Source organism: Undibacterium sp. Ji49W, assembly GCF_049340205.1.
Lineage (GTDB): Bacteria > Pseudomonadota > Gammaproteobacteria > Burkholderiales > Burkholderiaceae_D > Undibacterium.
Genome location: NZ_JBMPOW010000001.1, coordinates 483903 through 505549 on the forward strand (window position 1 = coordinate 483903; position 21647 = coordinate 505549).

General features: G+C 54.3%; 16 protein-coding genes. 2 read left to right on the forward strand and 14 right to left on the reverse strand.

The genetic code is table 11. The features are described from left to right. Nucleotides 1-4 precede the first annotated feature (4 nt). The 10 genes from tolR to ACO0LK_RS02130 all read right to left on the reverse strand — a co-directional run bounded on the left by tolR (nt 5) and on the right by ACO0LK_RS02130 (nt 9208). The gene (tolR, locus tag ACO0LK_RS02085; RefSeq protein ID WP_186947190.1) at nt 5-427 is read right to left on the reverse strand and encodes a protein TolR; all 423 of its coding nucleotides are present in this window, start codon (nt 425-427) and stop codon (nt 5-7) included. Nucleotide 428: 1 nt separating this feature from the next. Beyond that, a complete protein-coding gene (locus tag ACO0LK_RS02090; protein ID WP_422971695.1) occupies nt 429-1220 on the reverse strand; it encodes a MotA/TolQ/ExbB proton channel family protein in 792 nt (263 codons plus the stop codon). Between the two features lie 14 nt (nt 1221-1234). After that, nucleotides 1235-1975 carry a TonB family protein gene (locus tag ACO0LK_RS02095; RefSeq protein ID WP_422971697.1) on the reverse strand — a complete coding sequence of 247 codons (741 nt, stop codon included), beginning with the start codon at nt 1973-1975 and terminating at the stop codon, nt 1235-1237. Between the two features lie 115 nt (nt 1976-2090). Beyond that, on the reverse strand, nt 2091-2972 hold the full coding sequence (locus ACO0LK_RS02100; protein WP_422971699.1) for a class II aldolase/adducin family protein: 882 nt from the start codon (nt 2970-2972) through the stop codon (nt 2091-2093). Between the two features lie 22 nt (nt 2973-2994). Beyond that, nucleotides 2995-3975 carry a D-isomer specific 2-hydroxyacid dehydrogenase family protein gene (locus tag ACO0LK_RS02105; protein WP_422971701.1) on the reverse strand — a complete coding sequence of 327 codons (981 nt, stop codon included), beginning with the start codon at nt 3973-3975 and terminating at the stop codon, nt 2995-2997. A 13-nt stretch (nt 3976-3988) separates the two neighbouring features. After that, on the reverse strand, nt 3989-5092 hold the full coding sequence (locus tag ACO0LK_RS02110) for an LLM class flavin-dependent oxidoreductase (protein ID WP_422971703.1): 1104 nt from the start codon (nt 5090-5092) through the stop codon (nt 3989-3991). Continuing rightward, entirely contained in the window at nt 5089-6363 is a 1275-nt protein-coding gene (locus ACO0LK_RS02115; protein ID WP_422971705.1) for an acyl-CoA dehydrogenase family protein, read from the reverse strand. Before ACO0LK_RS02115 ends, ACO0LK_RS02110 begins: the two co-directional genes overlap by 4 nt. A gap of 2 nt (nt 6364-6365) precedes the next feature. Further along, nucleotides 6366-7259: an ABC transporter ATP-binding protein gene (locus ACO0LK_RS02120; RefSeq protein ID WP_422971707.1), complete on the reverse strand. Its 894-nt coding sequence runs from the start codon at nt 7257-7259 to the stop codon at nt 6366-6368. A 2-nt stretch (nt 7260-7261) separates the two neighbouring features. Continuing rightward, complete coding sequence (locus ACO0LK_RS02125; RefSeq protein WP_422971709.1) at nt 7262-8164, reverse strand: ABC transporter permease; 903 nt, start codon at nt 8162-8164, stop codon at nt 7262-7264. A gap of 129 nt (nt 8165-8293) precedes the next feature. After that, on the reverse strand, nt 8294-9208 hold the full coding sequence (locus tag ACO0LK_RS02130) for a LysR family transcriptional regulator (RefSeq protein ID WP_422971711.1): 915 nt from the start codon (nt 9206-9208) through the stop codon (nt 8294-8296). A gap of 444 nt (nt 9209-9652) precedes the next feature. Between ACO0LK_RS02130 and ACO0LK_RS02135 the strand changes: the two genes are divergently transcribed. After that, nucleotides 9653-11788: a hypothetical protein gene (locus tag ACO0LK_RS02135; protein WP_422971713.1), complete on the forward strand. Its 2136-nt coding sequence runs from the start codon at nt 9653-9655 to the stop codon at nt 11786-11788. Between the two features lie 99 nt (nt 11789-11887). Here ACO0LK_RS02135 and ACO0LK_RS02140 read toward each other — a convergent pair whose 3' ends face one another. Further along, nucleotides 11888-14719 carry a choice-of-anchor Q domain-containing protein gene (locus tag ACO0LK_RS02140; RefSeq protein WP_422971715.1) on the reverse strand — a complete coding sequence of 944 codons (2832 nt, stop codon included), beginning with the start codon at nt 14717-14719 and terminating at the stop codon, nt 11888-11890. Between the two features lie 294 nt (nt 14720-15013). On the opposite strand from ACO0LK_RS02140, the gene ACO0LK_RS02145 reads away from it, so the two are divergent. Further along, nucleotides 15014-16513: a diguanylate cyclase domain-containing protein gene (locus tag ACO0LK_RS02145; protein WP_422971717.1), complete on the forward strand. Its 1500-nt coding sequence runs from the start codon at nt 15014-15016 to the stop codon at nt 16511-16513. Nucleotides 16514-16665: 152 nt separating this feature from the next. Here ACO0LK_RS02145 and ACO0LK_RS02150 read toward each other — a convergent pair whose 3' ends face one another. The 3 genes from ACO0LK_RS02150 to ACO0LK_RS02160 form a co-directional block, all read right to left on the reverse strand. Beyond that, complete coding sequence (locus tag ACO0LK_RS02150; RefSeq protein ID WP_422971719.1) at nt 16666-18858, reverse strand: TonB-dependent receptor plug domain-containing protein; 2193 nt, start codon at nt 18856-18858, stop codon at nt 16666-16668. A 549-nt stretch (nt 18859-19407) separates the two neighbouring features. Further along, nucleotides 19408-20481, reverse strand: a complete 1074-nt coding sequence (locus ACO0LK_RS02155; RefSeq protein ID WP_422971721.1) for an alpha/beta fold hydrolase — start codon at nt 20479-20481, stop codon at nt 19408-19410. 215 nt (nt 20482-20696) lie between these two features. Then, nucleotides 20697-21398, reverse strand: coding sequence for a hypothetical protein (locus ACO0LK_RS02160; RefSeq protein WP_422971723.1), 702 nt, complete (start codon nt 21396-21398; stop codon nt 20697-20699). Between the last annotated feature and the right edge of the window lie 249 nt (nt 21399-21647).

Genomic DNA, 21647 nt, shown 5'->3' on the forward strand with positions numbered 1-21647 from the left:
GTGTTTAGTGCTGCGGCGCTTCCGACACCAGGGCGATGCGGGCATACCCAGCATCGTTTAGCGTCCCCATGGTTTGCACGATGCGGCCATAAGCCAGCGTCTGGTCGCCACGCAGGTGGATACGGCGTTCCTTGTCACCACTGGCCTCTTGCGCCATCAGGGTTAGCAGGGTCTCCGCTGTGGTAGCTGCCTGGTTGACGTAGACCGTGCCGGCCGCATCAATGCTGACGACGATAGGCGGCTTGGGTTCCTGCAGCGGCTTGGCGCTGGAGGTTGGCAAGTCAACTTTGACACCTGCCGTCATCATCGGCGCGGCCACCATGAAGACGATCAGCAGGACCAGCATTACGTCCACCAGTGGTGTGACGTTGATGTCGCTGACAGGACCGACCCGGTGCGAAGGCCCGGAAGATAAACGCACTCCCATGTCAGGCTCCTTGCGCCGCCAGCGGCGTGACGTTGTGGGTACTGCGTTCGGCCTTTGCCGGTGGTGGCGCAGTTTCGGATACTTCGGCAAGCGCTTCGCCAGAATCGAGTTGACGCGACAACTGCACCTCGACCAGCCCGGTCAGCGTCGCCAGGCGCGCTGCATAACTGTTCAAATCGCCGGAGGCGCGGTTATATGCCACCACGGCAGGAATCGCGGCGACCAGGCCCAGCGCGGTGGCAAACAGTGCCTCTGCAATACCTGGCGCAACCACCGCCAGGCTGGTGTTGTTGTTGGCAGCGATACCCTGAAAGGCATTCATGATGCCCCACACGGTGCCGAACAAACCCACGAAAGGCGCTACCGATCCTATCGTTGCCAGTACGGACAAGCCTTTCTGCAACTGTTCGGTTTCGACATTGCCAGCAATCTGGCCGACACGGTTGATGCGTTCTTTCAAGTTGTCGCGTCCTGTTGCATCCAGGTGCAGGCGCTGACGGTGGCTGACATGCCATTCTTCAGTGATGGTGGCGAAGATGCGGGCGAACGGATCCAGTGGCTGCTGCCGCAGTTCTTGCGATAGGCGTGCCAGTGAGCGCTGTCCGGACAATGCAGTGCTCCAGACCGCCGCATTGCGGCGCAGACGGGCAAAGCGTAGCAGCTTGTCGACAATGACACCCCAGCTTACGAAGGATGCCAGGGCCAGCAAAACAAGGATGGACTTGACGATAAAATCAGCCTGCTCGAACAGTTCCAGTGGTGATAAGTGTGCGGCAATAGGTGTGGTACTCATGATGCTTCCTTGGTTTAGTTGATTTTGAAAATGATGTTTCCGGCCAGCAGATAGCTGCTGCCACCCAGATCGGGCAGGCGCGGGAAGGGGGCGGCACGGCGTATGGCTTCACGGGCTGCTTCGTCCAGCACATCCAAACCGGACGACTGGATATCGAACGAGATCAGTGCACCTGCCGGATTCAGTGTCAGTTTGTAGCCGACCTTGCCCTGCTGGCGACGTATCTTGGCTTCACGCGGATAGTCGGTATTGCTATTGATACGCGCATAGACCTGGTTCACATAATCGGTCGGTATGCCTTCATTGCTGATTTGTCTGGGGGCGGCTGCTACCGGTGTGGGTGCAGGTGGTTGTGCCGGGGCCGGGGTTGCTGCAACCGGTGCCACCGGTACTATGGGGTCGGCATGAACCGGCGCTGCGGGCGGCGTATAGGTTTCGGCCTTGGCCGCGGATGTCTCCACGGTCTTTGGCACTGGAACCGTCTGTGCTACCGGCGTGGGCGGTGCCAGTTCTACTGGCGCTTTTTTAGGCTCGGTCTTTGGTGGCACCAACTCCTGCCTGGGTTCTGCCTGCAGGCGTATCAGCTCTACCACTGCCACCGGCGGCGCTACCTGTACGGTGCGACCAGACCAGCCCCAGATAGCAAGCAGTGCCGCCCCGTGTATCAGTACCGATATCGCTGCACCTGGCTTGCGCAGGCTGCCGCCGGTGTTACCCGCATGTGCGTCGTACTGCAATAGAATGGCGCTTGTCATGTTTGTTTTCCTTACTAAATAGAACTTAAGCGAACTCAATCGAGCCTAAGCGAACTCAATCGAGCCTAAGCGAACTTAATCGAGCCTAAGCGAACTTAATCGAGCCTAAGCGAACTCAATCGAACAGGTCCGGCTCTTCGCGGGTGATTACGTCCCACAAGGGCTGGAAGCTGAACCAGCCACCGGCATCGGATCCGATCTGTTTGGCTGTGTGGCGCGCCACCTCATGCGGTATCGGTTTGGTCGGACCAGCCGCTTCCGACAACAGTTGCGCCTGTGCCGCGTTTTCAAAGGCGATGTAACGCCATACTGCGGATTCCACCGATGCGCCTACTGTCAGCAGGCCGTGGTTTTGCAGGATGACTGCCTTGCGTGCGCCCAGCGTGGTGGCTATGCGTTCACCTTCACTTGAATCCAGAACCACACCGCTGAAATCGGAGAAGACTGCATGGTCTTCGTAGAACGCGCAGGAATCCTGGGTCAGCGGATCAAGCAGGCGACCCTGCGCGGCGAATGCCTTGCCATACAGGCCATGTGAATGGGCGGCGGCGATCACGTCTGGACGTGCCTTGTGCAGCTCGGAGTGGATCGCGAAAGCGGCGCGGTTCAACAGGCCATCGCCTTCCACAACCTTGCCGTTGTGGCTGACCAGGATCAGGTCCGATACACGGATATGGCCGAAATACACACCGGCAGGATTGACCCAGAAATGATCCGGAAATTCGGGATCACGCGCCGTGATGTGGCCGGCGCCGCCCATGTCGTAGCCATAGCGGGCAAACAGGCGGAACGATACGGCCAGCCTTTCCTTGCGATGCTGGCGTTGTTCTTCCACCGTGGGTGGCGGTGGTGGTTCTGCAAAGATGATGCCGCCGTTGGCATCACGCGGTGCGCTGTAGATGGCCGGACGCGGATGCTGATGCTGATGAGCATTGCCAACCTGGCGCAGATGGGGCCGCGACAGTGGCGCGGAATATAAAGGCGAAGAACTGCTCATGATGGTTCCTTGTTGGTCGTTTTTAGTAGCCGCGTGCAGTATCGACCACGTCGGCCAGCGGTTTTCCGCTGCGGAAGCGGTCGAGGTTGAGTACAAATTTGTCTATCAGTGCCGGCACGATCTGGTCGGTACTGGGCGAAATATGTGGTGACAGGCGTACCTGCGGATGGCTGTAGAAGGCATGGCCCGCTGGCAGTGGTTCGGGGTCAGTCACATCCAGTGTCGCCAGGGCCAGTTTGCCTTCGTCCAGTGCATCCAGCAGCGCCTGGTGATCGACCAGGTTACCGCGTGCGATATTGATCAGGTGCAGACCGGCCCTGGCGTGCTTCAGCGAAGCACGGTTGATGGCGTGACGGGTTTCTGCGGTTGACGGCGCTGCCAGTACCAGATGGTCGGAACGTTGCAGCAGTTCTTCCAGCGTTGCAACGCGTTCCACGCCATCCACTTCTAACGGTGTGTCGGAGCGGCGTAGTGCGATTACCTTGATGCCCAGCGCCAGTGCGCGTTGCGCCAGCGCCTGACCGATAGAACCAAAACCATACAGGCCCAGAGTGCTGCCCTGCACCAGGCCGAGCGACAGGCGGCGCCAGTCGGCGGCCTGTTTCAACCAGATATCCGGGATGCGCTTGGCAGCGCTGAAGATTGCTGCCAGTACGTATTCGGCGATGGAGATGGATGCCGTACCCCGCGCCGAAGTCACCACCGGGCCATCGAACAGCCAGTCCGGGTAGTAGTCGATGCCGACGGAAGCCAGTTGCACCCAGCGTACTTTGTCCCAGCCCCAGGGTGCTGGTGTCTGTAGCAGCGTTTGCCCGTTAGGTGCCGGCAGCACGAACAGCACATCAGCACCCGGCGGCAATTGGGTCAGGGGGCCAGGTGGTACATCATGCACTGCCAGGCCGGTACGCTGTGCCAGCAACTGGTTCACCCTGGGGTCGAACTGGCTGGCTACAATCAGCTCGCTCTTCGACGCGTTCCTTGACTCACTCTTTGACTCGCTCATCGCCGGCTCCTTATCAGGCGGCCAGGCGCTGTACTTGCGCCTCGCGTTCCGCCACGGCAGCACGCACCAGCGGTATCAGGTCACGACCGTACTGCAGCGCGTCCTGGACAGGATCGAAGCCGCGGATCAGGAAGGTGGTGACGCCCAGGTCCCAGTACTTCAGCAATGCGTCGCGTACCTGTTCTGGTGTGCCCACCAGCCCAGTAGAATTGCCGGCGGCCTTGGTCAGTGCAGTAATGCCGGTCCACAGGCGTTCGTCGACCACTTTGCCTTGTGCCGCGGTTTCCAGCAATCGCTTGGCACCTGTATTCTGAGGTTCCTGCGGACGCTTGCTGAAATGGGCATTGTGTTTGACACGGTCAGTAGCGGCAGCCAGGATAGCGTCGGCCTTGGCCCATGCTGCTTCTTCAGTTGCGGCCAGCACCGGGCGCAGCGACAGGCTGAAACGGATTTTGTCGGCGCGGCCATGTTTGGCAGCAGCAGCGCGCACGCGGGCGATGGTGTCTGCAACCTGGGCCAGCGATTCACCCCACAAGGCATAGACATCGGCGTGCTTGCCAGCGACCTCGATAGCGACATCGGACGAACCACCAAAGTAGATCGGCAGGTGCTGGTTGTGCAATGGACGTACGCCTGCATTTTGACCTTTCAGACGGTAGTTGGCGCCCTCGTGGTCGAACGGGCCTTCCGAGGCCCAAGTTTTTTTGACCACGTCGAGATATTCTTCTGTGCGTGCGTAGCGTTGGTCATGGTCGAGATAATCGCCGTCGCGTTGCTGCTCAGTGTCATCACCACCACTGATGATGTGTACCGCCACGCGGCCATCGCTAAAGTGGTCGAGTGTGGCCAGTTGCCGCGCCGCCAGCGTTGGTGCCACGAAGCCGGGACGATGTGCCAGCAAAATGCCGATTTTCTCTGTTTGCGAAGCGATGTACGAGGCAACCTGAAAACCGTCTACAGAGCCGCTGCTGTGGGCAACCAGCACGCGGTCAAAACCTGCGTACTCGTGGGCATTGGCGACCGCCGCGAGAAAACTCTTATTCACAACCGCGCCTTGCGGCAGTACTGTTTCAGACACTTCCTGGGTGGCGCTAAAGCCGATGAATTCGATGCTCATGATGCTTCCTTTGCAGAGATGGATGAAATGCCGGCCGTGCCGGCGAGAGGGGTGTTATGTATGGTATTTGCAGCACCTGAGGCACCCGCGGCACCTGCGGCACGTGCTGCAAATGCCGCACGGCCACTATTGACAAGAATCGTGTCGTTCTGCGGCGTGTGGATGCGGCTGCACAGTACGTCGCGGTAATGGCGTTGCAAGGGGTTGCTGCGTGACAGACCTGGATTGCCACTTAGTTCGATGGCCTTTTCCACTACCCGGATCGCCTGGTTGGTCACCAGATATTTCACCCGGAAACCGTCAACTGGTGCTATCGCACCGCTGGTAGCTGCATCAATCAGTACCCGGTTGGAAAACAGCCATGCATCCAGCTCGCCCAGTGCTTCCTGGAAGCGCGGCAGGCTGGCAAGTGGCGCACCCAGATTGGCCGGAATGCGTCCTTCCAGCCATCCGGCCAGCCAGTCACGCGCCGAGCGGGCCACGGCATCATAGATGGCCGATAGCAGTACCGACATCCATAGCAGCAGCGAGGCATCAATATCAGGCGCGGATCCGGCTGGCGCCACTTCGACGGCGTGGTCAAGTGGTACCAGTACATCGTCGAACACCACTTCGTGGCTGCCGGTGGCACGCATGCCAAGGTGATCCCAGGTTTCAATCACACTGATGCCCGGCGTATCGCGCCGCACCAGCCAACTGCCGACCAATGGTTCAGCATCGTCACTGCGGGCCCACACACCCAGCCAGGTCAGACGTGGTATGCCGGTCGAGTAGATTTTACGACCACTGATGCGCCAGCCCTCTGGCGTGCGTCGCGCAATGGTACCCGGTAGGCCACCACGTGCCGGCGTGCCTAGTTCAGGTTCCACGCGTAGCGCATTGATCAGGGCACCATCGCGTAAGGTCTCGTCGATTACTCGCTGCAGCAGATGTTGTGGCCAGCGTGTCTTGCGGTCGGATGCGTGGTGCAGGTATTGCATGGTCAGTACCAGCGCGGTGGATGGCTCGCCGCGTGCGACAGCAGCCACCACGCGTGTAGTCTGTGCCAGGTTGGCACCCAGGCCGCCCAGGGCACGCGGTACTGTCAGTCCGAGCAGACCCAATTCGTGCAGCCGCTCGAAATTCCCGTGTGGGAAGCTGGCGTCGCGGTCATGCTGTTCGGCGGTGGCGGAAAATTCCGCCGTCAGCGTTTCCAGCAACGCGGCAAATTCCGGGCTATCCAACTGATGGGCATTGTGGACGGAAGGCAGGCGAAGGACAGAAGTAGACATGATCAGATCGAGAAGTTACTGAAGTTGAAAGGCATGACTACCGGCGCTGGTGCATTCTCTGCTGTGACCGGAGTGTCAATTTCGACACCCAGCAGCTCCAGCAATTGCGCGCGCACCTGCTGGAATTGCGGTAGTTCGGCGCTGCGTGGACGTGGCTGGGTGATGGCGATATCAGAGACGATGCGGCCCTGTTCCAGCACCAGCACGCGGTCGGCCAGCAGTACCGCTTCGTCGACGTCATGTGTGACCAACAGTACCGCCGGGCGGTGCTGCCGCCACAGTGACAGAATCAGTTGATGCATACGGATACGGGTCAGTGCATCGAGTGCGGCAAAGGGTTCGTCCAGCAGCAGCAACTGTGGCTCGCGTACCAGTGCACGTGCCAGCGCTACGCGCTGTGCTTCACCACCGGACAAGGTGCCAGGCCAGGCGTTCTCGCGATGCGCCAGCCCTACTTCGGCCAGAGCCTGGCGTGCGTGCTGTCGTGGCTGATCCAGCTTCAGACCCAGCGTCACGTTGCGCCAGGCGCGTTTCCAGGGCATCAGGCGTGGTTCCTGGAAAACTGCAGTGCAGGCTTTCGGAACTTCCAGCGTACCGGAAGTGATGCGATCCAGTCCCGCCAAAGCGCGTAACAGCGTGGTCTTGCCAGAGCCGCTGCGGCCCAGCAGCGCAACAAATTCACCGGCACGAATATCAAGGTTCAGTTGATCAAGGATGACGTTGTCGCCAAAACGCTTGGTCAACTGACGCGCGTGCACCGGAGTCTGTGCCGGGGTATGTGCCGGCGTGTGCGTTGGCGTGTGAGTTTGCGGCAGCGTTGGCGTATCAGTGCGCTGGCCGACCGTATTGTCATTGCGAAGCTGCACGTCTAACAGGTTGAGTTGTATGCTGGTCATGCTTAATCCTTGATAAAAGTCGGTCGCCATGCCAGCAGATAATGTTCGATCGTACGTACCAGCAAATCAGTGGCAAGACCCAGCAAGCTGTACACCAGCAGGCAGACCACGATGACGTCGGTGCGCATGAAGTCGCGGGCGTTATTGATCAGGTAGCCGAGGCCGGCGGTGGCATTGATCTGTTCTACCGCCACCAGTGACAACCAGCCGACACCCAGCGAGTAGCGCAAGCCGATCAGGAAAGATGGCAGGGCACCAGGCAGGATCACATGGACGATCAGTTGCGGATAGCTCAAGCCGAACAGCCGGGCTGCTTCCACCAGCTTTGCATCAATGCCACGGATGCCGCTGTATAAGGTCAGGTACATCGGGAAGGTGGTAGCAAAGGCAATCAGTGCGATCTTGGTGAACTCGCCAATGCCGAACCACAGGATGAACAGCGGTACCAACCCCAGGAAGGGCAAGGTACGCGCCATCTGCATGGTTGAATCGATCGCGATTTCACCCTGGCGCGACAGACCGGAGGCCAGCGCCAGTGCCGTACCCAGTGATAGCGACACCACCAGGCCAGTGACCACGCGCTGCAGGGACACCAGTACATTGACACCCATCTCGCCAGAAACAATCAGGTCACCAAGCGTGACGAATATTTGCGAAGGCGCTGCCAGTATGCGTTCTGGCAGCACGCCGGTGCGGGAAGCAAGCTCCCACAGCGCAAGCAACACCAGCGGGCTAAGGGCACGACGAAACAGGGACACAAGAATTGCGCGCTGAATTGAGATTCGCGACACTTGCGATACTTGTGACATGCCCGAATCTTGTGGATTTTGCGAGACTTGAGAAACCGGCGCTGCATCGTGCACAGATGCGGGAGCAGCGCCGTAAGAGTGGGTTGAAACCGACATGTCTTTGCTTTCCTATACTGTTGATCCGAAGGCTTTTCCAGCCATTGAAATCAGTATAGAGAGCAAATGATTATGCTAAAACTAATTGTTTCTACTATTGATATATGATTTTCAGGAATAATCTTAATGTCAGCGTGCGACTACCTTGAGCGGCGCTTCTGCAAAGGCATGCTGTACTGCCTCGGCAAAAAAGTCGATTGCATGTTGCACCGGGCCTGGTTGCAAGGGTTGCACCAGCCAGATATCGAGTACCGGTTTGAAATCGCTGACGTTGACGATATCGAGTTGCGAGCGATGACGGCTGCGCTCGAAAATAGGGCGCGGCATCAACCCCAAGCCCATTTCATTGGCGACCAGGCCCAGTTGCAGGTCGGTGCCGAAGGTTTCCAGGTTGATTTTGAACGACAGACCCTGTTCTGCCAACGCACGTGCCAGACCTGCGCGAAAACCGCAACCGTCAGGATTGAGCACCCAGCCTATACTAAAAATATCGCGAAGCTTGTAGGATCGCTTGGGCATTGCATTCTTTTTTGCGACAACGACCAGCTCGATGCTGCCCAGCCCGCGACCTCGTAATCCCTCTGGCAGCACCTTGGTGGCCGGGAATAGTGCTACCGCAGCGTCGATTTCAGCCTTGGCGACACGTTCTACCAGTTGCGAGCCCCAGCCAGAAGACACTTCGGTATGAAGGCCTTCGAAGTTGCGGCTTAGTCGTTGCAAGGTATCCAGCAGCACCACATCGCCGATGGTCTGTATCACGCCGATGCGGAACACCCCGGTTGGTGCATGGTCGTCCTGCACCAGGTTGCGAAGGCGGTCAACCTCCTGTAGCACTTTGCCGCATTGATCGAACACCTGTCGCCCCATTGCGCTGGGTTTGGGCGGCTTGACGCTGCGGTCGAGTAGTTCCACGCCCAGCGCGTGTTCGAGGTTCTGTACCCGGCGTGTAATGGCAGACTGGGTCAAGCCCAGTGCGTCGGCTGCGGCACTGATTGACTGGTTGCGCACAACTGCGACGAAGGCGCTGATGTCATCTATTTTCATGTCGTTGTAGGGATATTCCATGCAAAATCAGTCGTCATCTTACCAGCATCAGAATTTGTAACTGACGGGTACATGATAGTCGCCCCCATCTGGTAGTCTCTGGCAACCTCGATTGAATGCTGCCTGTGCAGCTACTGCCTGTGGCGAGGCGCATAACGAGTGCTTGACGAATTACTGTCATAGTTATTTTCCATAAGATGATTAAGTCGAACTGATCTTATGTTGCAAAAGATTATGTGCAAAGTAATTATTTATTATATTGAAATATAAATATTGAGAATAATCAATGTGCAGATGACAGAAGAATTGAGCCCGGTAACGATTTCTGTCAAAAGCATCGATTTTCCTGCCTTCAGATGTGATTTACTGGCAATATTGCAATGACAGTAATTGGCAAGTTTTATGTGAATGAGCAATATGCAAGAAATTCTTACGGAAAATAATATGACATTGAATGCGTCTACATCGACTCCCGGGCTACCGGATAACACGGAATCCCAAAAAAATATGCTCAATCTGTCGCCTTCGCTATCGGACATGCAGGCAGCAGAGACCAGTGCAGCGCATATCGTTTTTGAAATACTGAATCAACACGCGGTAAGCGTCGATACGCAAAGCCATCCGGCAAGTCTGTATGCAGAATCGCTCCTGTATATGGTGTACTGGTTCCATCGTCTGCGTGATCCCATCCGCAAGAATGGGATCGAAGATTGCGTGGCAAACTATTTAAATGTGGATCGTCAATCCGCAGTAGTGAGTGCCTTATTGTCCGATCAGAGGCTTAAAGTCCAGGCGAAGCAGCGAATTGATCAGGGCGTCATGGTTCGCAAGACTGTTGATGTGCTTGTGATGCGCGACGGCCAGCAAGGGCGGGAATTTCTTGTCCTGGACCGGACGTTTTTCCCTGAAGGCATGGCCCTGCCGGGTGGGCTACTGCAAGATGAAGATGAACAAAACGAATTTGGAATTCCAGGCAATATTTTTGCGGCACTCCGGGTAACCGGCAGCAAAGTGTTCGGATCTGTAACACCAGAATACGGGATTTCAGAAAAAGACGGGCGTAAATATTATTTTGTACGGAGCGAAGCAAAAAATGCAGGGGCGAGGGATGCGGAGAATAAAGAGGAAAACGAAGCCCGTATCTACATGGACAGAACCGTTTCTCACGGATATCGCGACCATCTCAAAGAGATTGCCCTGCCATCAGATCCGCGTCATATCGTGGACACGGTTGGATTTCTCGTAGAAATTTCCGACACAGAAGGCGTGCAGGGCAGGTGGCTGCCCGAGAGTGTGATGACCACACCAAATGCGGAAGAAGGTTCTTTTGCCTTTGGTCATCACAAACAGATTGCCGCTGCGCTGGTGGCAAAAAACTTCAGCAAAACGCAGGGTATTTCCCATCACGAATGGATACGGGAATGGGTCAGGAACCCCGTGGAGTTATATCGCGGATTACGTACACGGTTTGAATTGCATAATGGTAGCCTGGATACGCCAGTGATGGAACTCTTGCCAGTGGTCGATTATTTCCGTAGCCAGATGACCCTGGCGGCGATGGATGAGAAGTGCCGCGACAATGCCGCTCTTTCCTTTATGCGCGATCAGTTGCTGCATAAATTCCATCATGTGACGATACAGAACGGCGCGATGTGTCCCTATGCCCCGACCTTGCGTATTCTGTTCGAGGCAGTAGGCTTCTTTGATATCGCATGTCGTACTGAAAAGAACCTGAGTACCCATTTCCAAAAGAAGTACTGGTATCGCTACGAAGAGTTGATGCGGCGGATTCCAGAAGTCATCATCATTCCTACGTTCGACAATATCTCTGCTACTGACCTCATGAAAATACGGGGCACACCAGTCTATTTTATCGGCGTATCAACTGAGCCTGTGTACGTCGATGAATTCTGGCAGTCTCCGCTTGAATTTCTCATTCATGATCTCAATCATGCCTGGAAGATGATGGACATGGATGACCGTTTCTTCCAGCACCGGCCAGAGATCAGCAGAGATGAACTGATCAGCAAATCCAATGCCTTCATCCGCGAATACTTCCCGACTATTGCCATTCAGAAGACCGATACGGAAGAGCAGAAAGAAATGAAGAAACTCAAGAAAATTATTTTGTTCGAAGTGGGTCATGAGGATGCCAGACCGCTGCTGCCACATATCGTCAGCGAAGCGCTGCTGGAAGATGAAGGATACGAGTTTCCGGATATCGTCGTCCGTTATGATGAGACTGGCAAACAGGCCTATCTGGAACAGCGCACCATCCCTGGTATCACTGCGCTTTCTTACGTCAGACACAAACTGCAGCATGGTTTCTTTGATCAGACTGATTCGCAAAATATTCAGATCGTCTCGCCCAGGTATCGCAGCGTGGAATGGATAGTCAGAGCAACGGAAGAATTATTGAGCGAAATGCAGGCGACGATTCCACCTGCCGTGCAAGCCGAAGGTTTGACAGAATACCTGACCAGACAGGCTTGCTCCAGAGGGCCTGCGATACTCCATGCACCGGAAAACCTGGACCCTGCGGTAGAAGAATATGGAGATGGAACGGTTTCTATGGAATAGACAGACTCATCTGCCAGGAATGTCATTACCTGGATGACACTCCCGACAAGGGGGCGGAACGTATTTCAGCAGCAGGAGCGAACAGCAGAAAAATAGGTTCTACCGTCCTTTGATCACAATGAGTACTGTTTCCCAACCCGGATACCCGGCACCGCTACCGCTGACGGTTCCGGAAATGTTGAATACCCCGGTGGTGCCCGGTTGCCATTCATAGAGACGCGAAGTGATGCTTGTGCCTGTCTGTGGGCTTACCAGTTGCCACGATCCCGTTGGGCTAAACGGAATGGCATTGCCGATGCCCAAATCAACCAGCGCAAGAATAAGATCATTGGTCCTGGAGGTGGTCTGCGTAGGTGAAGATTGTGCGGTAGTTGCAAATCGTGGGCCAGCACTGGTCGCCAAAGGAACATCCAGCAAATTAAAGGCGTCTGCATTCTGGATTTCCAGCATGTGTATGCTGCCCTGGTTTGGAATCGCCACGGTCAATGTGTACGCACCTGATGTCGATACCTTCACCGCATAGACATCGGTTCCCATACCATCAACGTAGATATTACCCAGCGATGTGAAAGAGCCGATATCGGTATGGCCCTGATTGTCTGACAGTGTGCCTGATACGCCGACCGCATTATTGTTCACGCCCACTGTCACCAGTATCCAGTTACCCGCCGACACGTCACCCGCAAAATGATGTGTGCTTGATCCTGGTGTAATGACACCGGAGTATTGCTGCCGCACGCTGGGTGGGGTGGACGGATCAGGATTTGAAGCCACTGTCGCACTGCAACTTGCTGTCGCCCCCCCGTTTGAGCCCGCACAACTCCAGGCCCATGATCCGCTGCCACTGCTACTACCACCACCACTGCTATTGATCAATGATACGGATGATGCGATACCTGCCGAACAAAGATTGCTGCTGGGTGCCACACTGAATGACTGAGCGTTCGCACTGCCACACAGGCCACTGACAGGTGTTGTAACGGGTACAGTGCCACCACCTATGAGTTCAAACGCACCAATGTCCTTGCTGGTGCCTTGTGGTCGTGCGGCATTGACCAAGTCGTCATCGACGGCAAACAGAGCTGGCTGGTTGGCCGCATCCACCGCCGGGCTGGTCGCCTGCAAAGAATAATTTCCTGCGCTGGCATTATTGAACAGCGGATTGGCAGAAATAGCCGCGTTGTCGCCCAGTGTGGCCGGTGATGGCACAGTTTGTCCATTGCTGAAGTACAGGTTCTGCTTGAAGTCATAACTGGTGGTTGTGGATGGTGTACTGTAATCAATCAGCCACGTGGTGCCGGCCTGGGTATCTGGCCCGAATGCAAAAATATTGTTATAGAACTTGTTGTGAATACCTGCACCACTGCCAAAGCCTTCATCCATGATGTAGGCTTTATTTCCGGCCGACCCGGTCATGGCGTTGTAGACCGTGTTAAAGGCAAACCACATGTTTTGTGTGGTGGCTGTTGAATTGATGCGTATTGGGTAGAGCTTTGTGCCGGTAATGACATTATTCCAGCTCTGGGCTTCATAAGTTCCCTTATGCGTGCTGCCCTGGTCATTGAAATTGATACCATATTTAGCGGCGTTTTCCAGCCAGTTGTGATGTATCCGTATGCCGGTGAAGCCCTGCCAGATGCCGCCACCATGAGGCAGCGTAACCGAGCCCGCACCACCTTCATTGTCATTGAACTGCACGGCTGAACCACCAGTAATATTGTGTATCCAGTTATAGGCCACTTCCCAGTTCTGGGCCGTGGTGTCGGCATAGATGCCATGATTCTGCAACTCAGACGTACCAGCAATATCATGGATGTGATTACCCAGAACTTTGTTGCCGTTGCCGTGACCAGAAACACCCGCAGCGTTCAGCGTGGCAGAATTGCCGGCCACCCAGGGACCAAGCTCATTGTTGACTACGCGCCATGGGCCTGCGGTGTATTGCAGGTTAATCGGGGCAGCATCACGGCTGGCATCACCCGCCACATCCATCCTTAAATTGGACACCGCGATGAACTCACCTGAAGTGCCTGCGATGGCGGACCAGGGGCCAGCGATACCGCCGGATGCACCGGCTGGCGTCGTATAGTGCACATCTTCTATGGCGTTGCCGTTGATGGGGCCGGGATAGGCAGTGATATGTATCCATGCTGAAGCACTACCGTTTCTGGCATAGATACCGCTGCCAAAACGCATCCATGTTTTATCTTGGCCGTTGGTGTCATGCCAGGCACCGCCGCGCAGTACGATCTGGTCGCCAGCCTGCATGGCAAAGTAAGCACCCTTTAACGTATTCATGTTCTGCAACGAGCGCCATGGTTTGGCAATATTATTTGCCACCGCGCTGGTGTCAGAGCCAGACAATGCAACGAAAAGGATACGTCCGGAACTTGGTGTAAAGCTATTGTCTGTGTTGGAAGCTGCGCCGTTAAACACGATTTTTACTGGCAGTGCCGTCCCGGCAGCGGCACCTGCAAGTGAGCCTACCTGTACGGTGATTTGTTGCAAGCCCGTCTTGTCGCTTGATTTCGCTTTTCCCAGATAGCGATAGTTGGCGACTTCGTTATCACCTATATAGACTTTTGTATTCGTACCCAGATCGCTGGCCGAGCCAAAATTTCTACCGAAAATGGAAAGATAGGCACCCAGGTTGTTTTCTCCACCCGTGGTCGGCCCGCTGAGTGTATCGGTATACAAGACTTGCGGCGCAGGACTCAAAGTTGCAGACGTACTTTTTGTCGTTTGCATCAATGCGCTCAATGTACCAGGCGATGAAGAACTGGCAGTGGACGCTGGTGGCGGGTTGGATATGACTGCCTGCGGGCTACCCGAAGCTGCCTTATCGTTTGCGCCTCCACATGCACTTAACAGGGCGACCATGCTCGCTTGCAGCATCCATGACATCCATCCAGACTTGCGAATTGTGTACATCACTTTACCTTTTGAAAGAGTGCTTCCCGGTAGAACAGGCAGGGCCTTGTCATGTTGGAAAAATACAAAGCAAATGCTGGCAGATTTAGCATTTATTCACAATCGTAATGATTTTTTGTTACCAAAACCTACAATTGGTAACCAGGCACTTTATGGAAACTGGAAAATTCAGAGCAAAACGAACAACACAGGGAAGTGAAAATATCGGTTTTCAGTGAGTTTGTGCTGGATGACGGCCCACTTGTTTTCCTTGCAAAACCTTTGACGCTCAAGCCGCAATAATTTACAAAAAAAATGTTGGATCCGCTATATATTGAAATAGAAATCAATCGGAAATGCCATAAAATATCGAGGATGTTTAAAACTGCTTGGAATCGGAAAATGAAGAAAAACAAAAGACAACTTGACCGGTTAGAGCGAATCATTGAGACACAATCACTGCTTGCCCAGGCCGATCTGGATCTTGCGGCTTTCATGCAACTTGTCGTAAATACATTGCAAGAATTGACAGATGCCAAAGGTGCGGTAGTTGAACTGGTCGATGGTGATTACATGGTTTACCGTTCCGCCAGCGGCGCGATATCCCAGCATGTTGGTTTGCGCCTGTTGAGAGCGAATAGCTTGTCAGGCTTATGCGTCAGCAGCGCAGAAATTCTTCGGTGCGACGATGCAGAAACCGATCCACGCGTCGATGCAAATGCCTGCAAAAGAGTAGGTGTTCGTTCCATGATTTGTACGCCTCTTTTTGAAAGAGGGCTGCCAGTCGGCGTCCTTAAAGTTATGTCGGAGCAGGCAAACGGCTTTGATGAGGAAGATTTACAGACCCTGGAACTAATGGGGTCAGCACTGGGAGCCGCTCTCGGAAAACAGGTCGCCTTTGACGAGATGCTGCGTGTGCAGGCACAACTCCGGGCGAGTGAAGAACGCATACGCACCATCCTGGAACATGCCAACGACGCAGTGATATCGATAGACAATACAGGAATTGTGACGCAATGGAATCGCTCTTCCGAATCCCTGTTTGGCTGGAACAATCATGAAGCCATGGGACGTAATATCACCGATCTCATCGTGCCACCTGCTTTCAGAAATTCCTTTGTCAATATTTTGAAGCATCTGGATAAATTTGCAAAAACAGCAACGACTGCGCGGCGGGAATTCCTTGCTGTTGACCGCGACGGTAAAGAAATCTCCGTCGAGGTAAGTTTGAACGTCAATAACGTTGCAGACCGGCTTGAATTCACTGCTTTTTTGCACGACATTTCCGAACGCAAGAAATGGGAAGAAGCATTGAATGAAATGGCCTTGTCGGACGGATTGACCGGACTCCCAAATCGGCGGCACTTTATGGAAGTCTTGCATCAATCGATTGTCCGGCAACTACGGCAAAACAATGGCCTGGCTTTATTGTTCATGGACTTGAACGGTTTCAAAAAAATAAATGATACCAATGGTCATGACACGGGCGATCAGGTCCTGAAAGAATTTGCAAAAAGAGTTTCTGGCTGTTTGCGCGAAAGTGACACGATGGCTCGCCTTGGGGGCGATGAATTTGTTGTGCTTGCCGAAGGTGTGCGGGTATTGGAACATGCCCAGATCCTGGCCCGGAAAATTGTCACAACACTGGACGTGCCGGTACCTGGTTCTGCGATTATGATGTCAACTAGTATTGGGATCAGCATTTACGATTCCCCGGCGGATGCCGAGCAGTTCCTGAAAGAAGCCGACATCGCCATGTACAAGGCAAAACAGGCTGCATCCAGTCGCAGCGCCATTGCCGCGTTTTTGGAATAAAGCCTGCTTGATAAATTGAGCTTGCTGTAGATTCGCGCTGAAATTTGACTCACGTTATCGGATAATTTGTATCGATTTTGAACCACGTTTGGTAAGCTATCCTGTTATAGGCATGTTGCTTTTTGGAAGCTTATCGCATTGCCTTTATACTCTTACAGCTTGTGCTCGTAGGCGATGCGCCAGCCCGGACGCACTGGACTAGTCGACATACTCTCGTAGCTGCCATTTGGATCATCGAAGCGCAATTTACTCACATTGTCAGGGCGCAGCAGGTCGCGCGCTGTGATTCGCAACAGGATCTTCGGCGTGAACTTGTATAGCAGGTACGCTTCAAGGTCGCGCCGCGAGGAATTGAAGCGCGAATCGGTCAACGAGGTGCGGGACCACGAACCTTCCACATACGAGAAGCTGGCGCCGCCATTCCATTGGCCAAGCTTGATGTCTGCACCAAAGTTGGCCGAGAGGCGCGGCTGGTTATCGAGGCGACTCCCAGGGCCTGGCACGCCATCGACGGTAGACCAGTTGCGGCTGACGCTGGCGCGCACGTCAACGTTTGGCGCATCCTTTATTACGGCCTTGAGCGGAAATTTCGCTTCCAGTTCCAGGCCCTTGACGTGGGCCTTGCCCTGGTTATACGGTGCCGACACATAGCGGTCGCCGACTGGAAGTACTTCATTGCGTATCAAACCTTCGATCTTGCGCGACGACACCGCAACCGACAGCAGTGCACCTTCGGACCAGTAATGCTCGAAGGCAGCATCGATACCCAGTGCCAGTTCTGGCTTGAGGCCCGGATTGCCGCTGGAGTCAGGTGAGACAGCCGTGTTGAACGAACTGTAGAAATGGCGTGGCACCAGTTGCCACAATCCTGGTGCCTTGTAGGTCCTGGTCAGCGCGAAACGCAGCTGGTCGCCTTTGCGACCAGGGATTTTGTACAGGGTCTGCATCAGTGGGCTCAGCACCGACAGATGCGAGCCCGAATCAATGCCAATGGCCGTTGCATGGGTGCGCACGCCTTCCCATCGTGCGCCGAGGTACATTGACAAGTCCTTGGTAATGTCCCACTCGTCCTGCACAAACGCAGCGAGGCGGGTGATGGTCGCACTGAAGTTATTGTTGAAGTCTAGCTTCACATCGGTGTCATCCTGCACTTCGTTTTCGTGATATCTGGCGTAGCCTAAGTCCCAGCCAAACGCGATTGAGTGGCCGGTCAGCCAGGGTGCCGTGTATTTGCCGGTCGTGCTAACACCTCGGTCGTTACCACGCGTGGTGTAGTCGCGGTCAAGCACTAGGGCATTGGCCGTGCTGCGACCCTGGCGACCAACGAAGCACTCATTGTCCGAACCGGAGATACCCAGCTTGGCATCGAGCGTGCCACCGTCGACAAACTTTGCCACCCAGTTCATATCGCTGCGCAGATTGCGGAACATGCCGTTGAAGTCAGCTACAAGCAAAGAAGGATAGGCCGGTCCCGTCAAGGTCGCGGTGCGGTCGTCGTTGCTGCCCTTGAAGTATCCTTGATTGGCAAAGGTTTGCCAGGTAAAGCTGTCTTCTCCTTTTAGCCTCCAGTTCAAACGGCTATTGAGATTGATACCCTCGGCTTGACTGGTGTTGACTGAGGTCGTGTTACGATTCTCGGTCAGATCAACATTGGCAGCGTTGCGCACAACCGTGCCGTATGACGGATTGGTATTCCGGTTGAAATTCAAGTTGGCACCCAGCGTATAGGACAGGTTGTCCGAGCGGTCCGATGTCGACAGATTGGTACTGGCGTTGTGCTGGCCATGCGCACCACCGGCGAGCACTTTCACTTCGCTGGCACCCTTGGTAACTGCCTTCTTGAGCACGATGTTGATGGTACCAGCGATCGCCTGGGTACTGAATTCGGCAGTGGCAGCACGCACGATCTCGACCCGCTCCACCATGTCCGGCGCCAACGTATCGAGCGAGAAGCCAGCCGATGGGCGCTCTCCATTGACCAGGATCTGGGTGTAGCCATTGCCAAGGCCGCGCATACGCACACTGGTGCCTTGCACCGTCACGCCGGGCAGACGCTTCATCGCGTCAAGCACATTCGGGTCGCCGTATTTGACCAGTTCTTCATTCGGAACGACGATTTTAGTGGCGGTTTCGTTGCGACGTATTGCATCGACGGCACCACGGATTTCAACGGACGGCGCCGCCGGCGCTGCATCGGCTGTGGCTGGTTCATTTTTTAGCGCGGGTGCAGGCACCGCGTCTTTTCGCACGGCTACTGGCGCGGTATCAACCGGTGCTGCGGTTTCCTGTTGGGCGTGACTGCTGCCAGTGGCGAGCAAGGAAACGAGGAAAAGACGACGAGGCATTAGAAATTTTTATGAAAATAAAATCGATATGATACGGCGTTATATCTTCCTCTCGGGAAATTATCTGGCGCTACATCAGTGTCGTAAAGAGCTAAGAGTTAATTGACAAATTCAGAGTAAATGAATATCGAAAAAAAATTATCAAAAAATAATAACTGGATGATTGTCGATATTCATTTACTCTGAACTTTTCGGTTTGCTCATTTTATTCAAATTTTTTGTCACCTTTACTCAATATGTCGCCTATTACCGTCTTAAAAAATGCGGTAATTTATTGCTGGTAGCGACATGAGTTGTGCGTTTGCTAGCTGAAATGATTCTGTCAGTTTGATCCACTGTCCACTTCCTGAAGACGGCGGCCATCCAGTCATACGACCCCTCAAATTCCAGTTCTTTCAGATCCAGATGATTTGTTTTAAGCTGCGTCGCTGCTTACGGTTTTTATCTGCTTCAGTTTTAAGCCAGCTTGAAAGTTGTAATGCACTTTTGTAGATGGCACTGATTGTTTGTCGCGCTGATGTAGAGCAGCGTAGGCGAGTGTATGTGGTTCTATTTCAAAGAAGGTGGCACAGATTGCAGCAGGTTGGCCAATTCAGCCTTCCAAAACCTCGCTTGGAATGCTGTTCCGTGACCGGCCGTCTGGTCACTCATAGGTATGAGAAAAACGTGTCCGTTCTTTACGCGCTTGATTTCACGATCCAGAATTCCAAGCTCTGGTGGATTGCGTTCGTCATCAGCGGAATTGATCGCCAACAGCGCGGACTGGATTCGCTCAAGTCCAGATGACGCGTTGTAATCGCGCGAAGATTCCCATTGATAGAGTACATCATTGGCATCAGCACTGAAGGGCGCGTTGAGCCGTTGATCAAGATTTTCGTCGGCTTTCTGGCGTGTCGGATTTGCTCTTGTCATTGCTTGATTGCCACCGTTAGTGGCAACACCAAAAAACACAGAGGCGAATTTCGCGCTTCGCGGTTGCTTCAAATAATTTCCGCTCATCCATTCTGGATCGTTGCGAATTGAATCTATGATGAGCCGCCTGAGCATCCAGTTTCGGCTTGACATTTCGGTCGGCAGCGATGCCATCGGAACGGAGACGTCCATTAACCCCGGATGTTTTTGAGCGAAAATCCATGTCTCCATCCCGCCCATGGAATATCCAAGAACGAGTCTCAGACGGGATATGCCGAGGTGCTCTGACACAAGTTTGTACTGGGCGTCGACCATGTCCTCATAGTTATATTTCGGAAATTTCATGCGGAGTCCGTCAGAGGGCTTGCTCGATTTGCCGTGGCCGATTGCGTCGGGCATAATCACAAAGTAACGGCTTGCATCTAGTGGCTGCCCCGGTCCGAAGAGTTCGCCAGCGAACGCAGGTGCAAGCATGCTGGAACTCGATTGAGTCGTGCCGTGAAGGATCAGTACTGGCTCGCCGGTCGGAGCACCAACGGTCGTGTAGTGGAGCCTAAGCTCGGGCAAAACTTCTCCAGAGTGAAACCGGAAATCGCGCACGATCCAGTCACTTTCCTTCGGCGCCGGATAGTCCGCGGCCAAGCCGTGAATGGCGGTCAGCATACAAAAAGTGGCAAGTATTGCCTGCCAAAGAACATGAACGAGTTTCATCGAGACCCCCTTTTAAGCGTCTTAAGCGTTCTTGAGATGTCTTCTCTTCGGTTATTTTCGTTTCATGAACTGCTCGCCCGTATGCTGCTACATTGACGCAGGTAAATCTACGTCTAATGATTCGGCCGCATCGGAGGCGGCTTTTGGCCGATAGTAGCCCTAAATTGCCTATCATTTGCGTTGTCAGCTTCATACGGAACACCGCGCAACTAAAATCAACGCATCTCCGCCTGGCATAGCCCCTTTGGCGTCCAGTTATGAACCAATGTAGTTGGCGGAAGAGAGGGGGCATGGAGGATAAGTGCGAAACCTTTTCTCGGTTCGTGCCCTAATGCCATTAGCAGCATTGGCGGGCCCCCACGTATTACCATGCTATTTCCTGCTCCGCGCCCTACTTGTACGCCTTCTGGCGTTTCCAGACAGGAATCCCCGCTGACGGCATAAAAAGCTTCGGGCCCAGAGTGGACATGGATTGGTGCTGTCATACCTGGGCTAAAGGTAGATTTGAGAAACTCCGCATCATACGAAGTATTTCTATCTATTGGAATAGGCCCCACTTGCGCGACGTGTTCTCCGTTAAGCGGGCGCGATGCCACCGGTCCGACGGTGAACAACCAGAAGCTGCCAAACGCTTTGACAACCGAAGCGCCCCGGACTACATCCCGCTGCGCTGCTTCGACGCTGGAATATTTATCCAGACTCCAATAGACGGTATCTGCGTTAAAGTTGCCCAAGCTCTCATGTGAAAGCAGACATGCGGGGCCAGCTTTTTCTTCGTTGACGTTCACGTCCTCACAATGACGGGATGTGGCCTGGGCCCAGCCAGGAGCGCTCGCGATGATTAATTTGAATGCGATTAAGATGCCTGCAATACTTTTGCACCTGGACGACATCCAAAATTTGTTGGCAGTTGACATGGGCACTCCATACGATTTAACAGCGGGACTAACATGAAGGGTTACGTTGATTGCTACGCAAGCGGTTCGCTTTTGGCCAGCCTCTGCCGATTCAGCCACGTTTTAATCAAAATTTTCTGTCCTGTTTGCTTCAACCTGCCATCACCATTCACACATGCATAAAGGGACGTGATCGTAGTGTCCAAACGGCGTGCCACTTCGACGGCATTGGCTTTAGGCTCAGTCGTCGCTGCCATCGCCGTCATCACC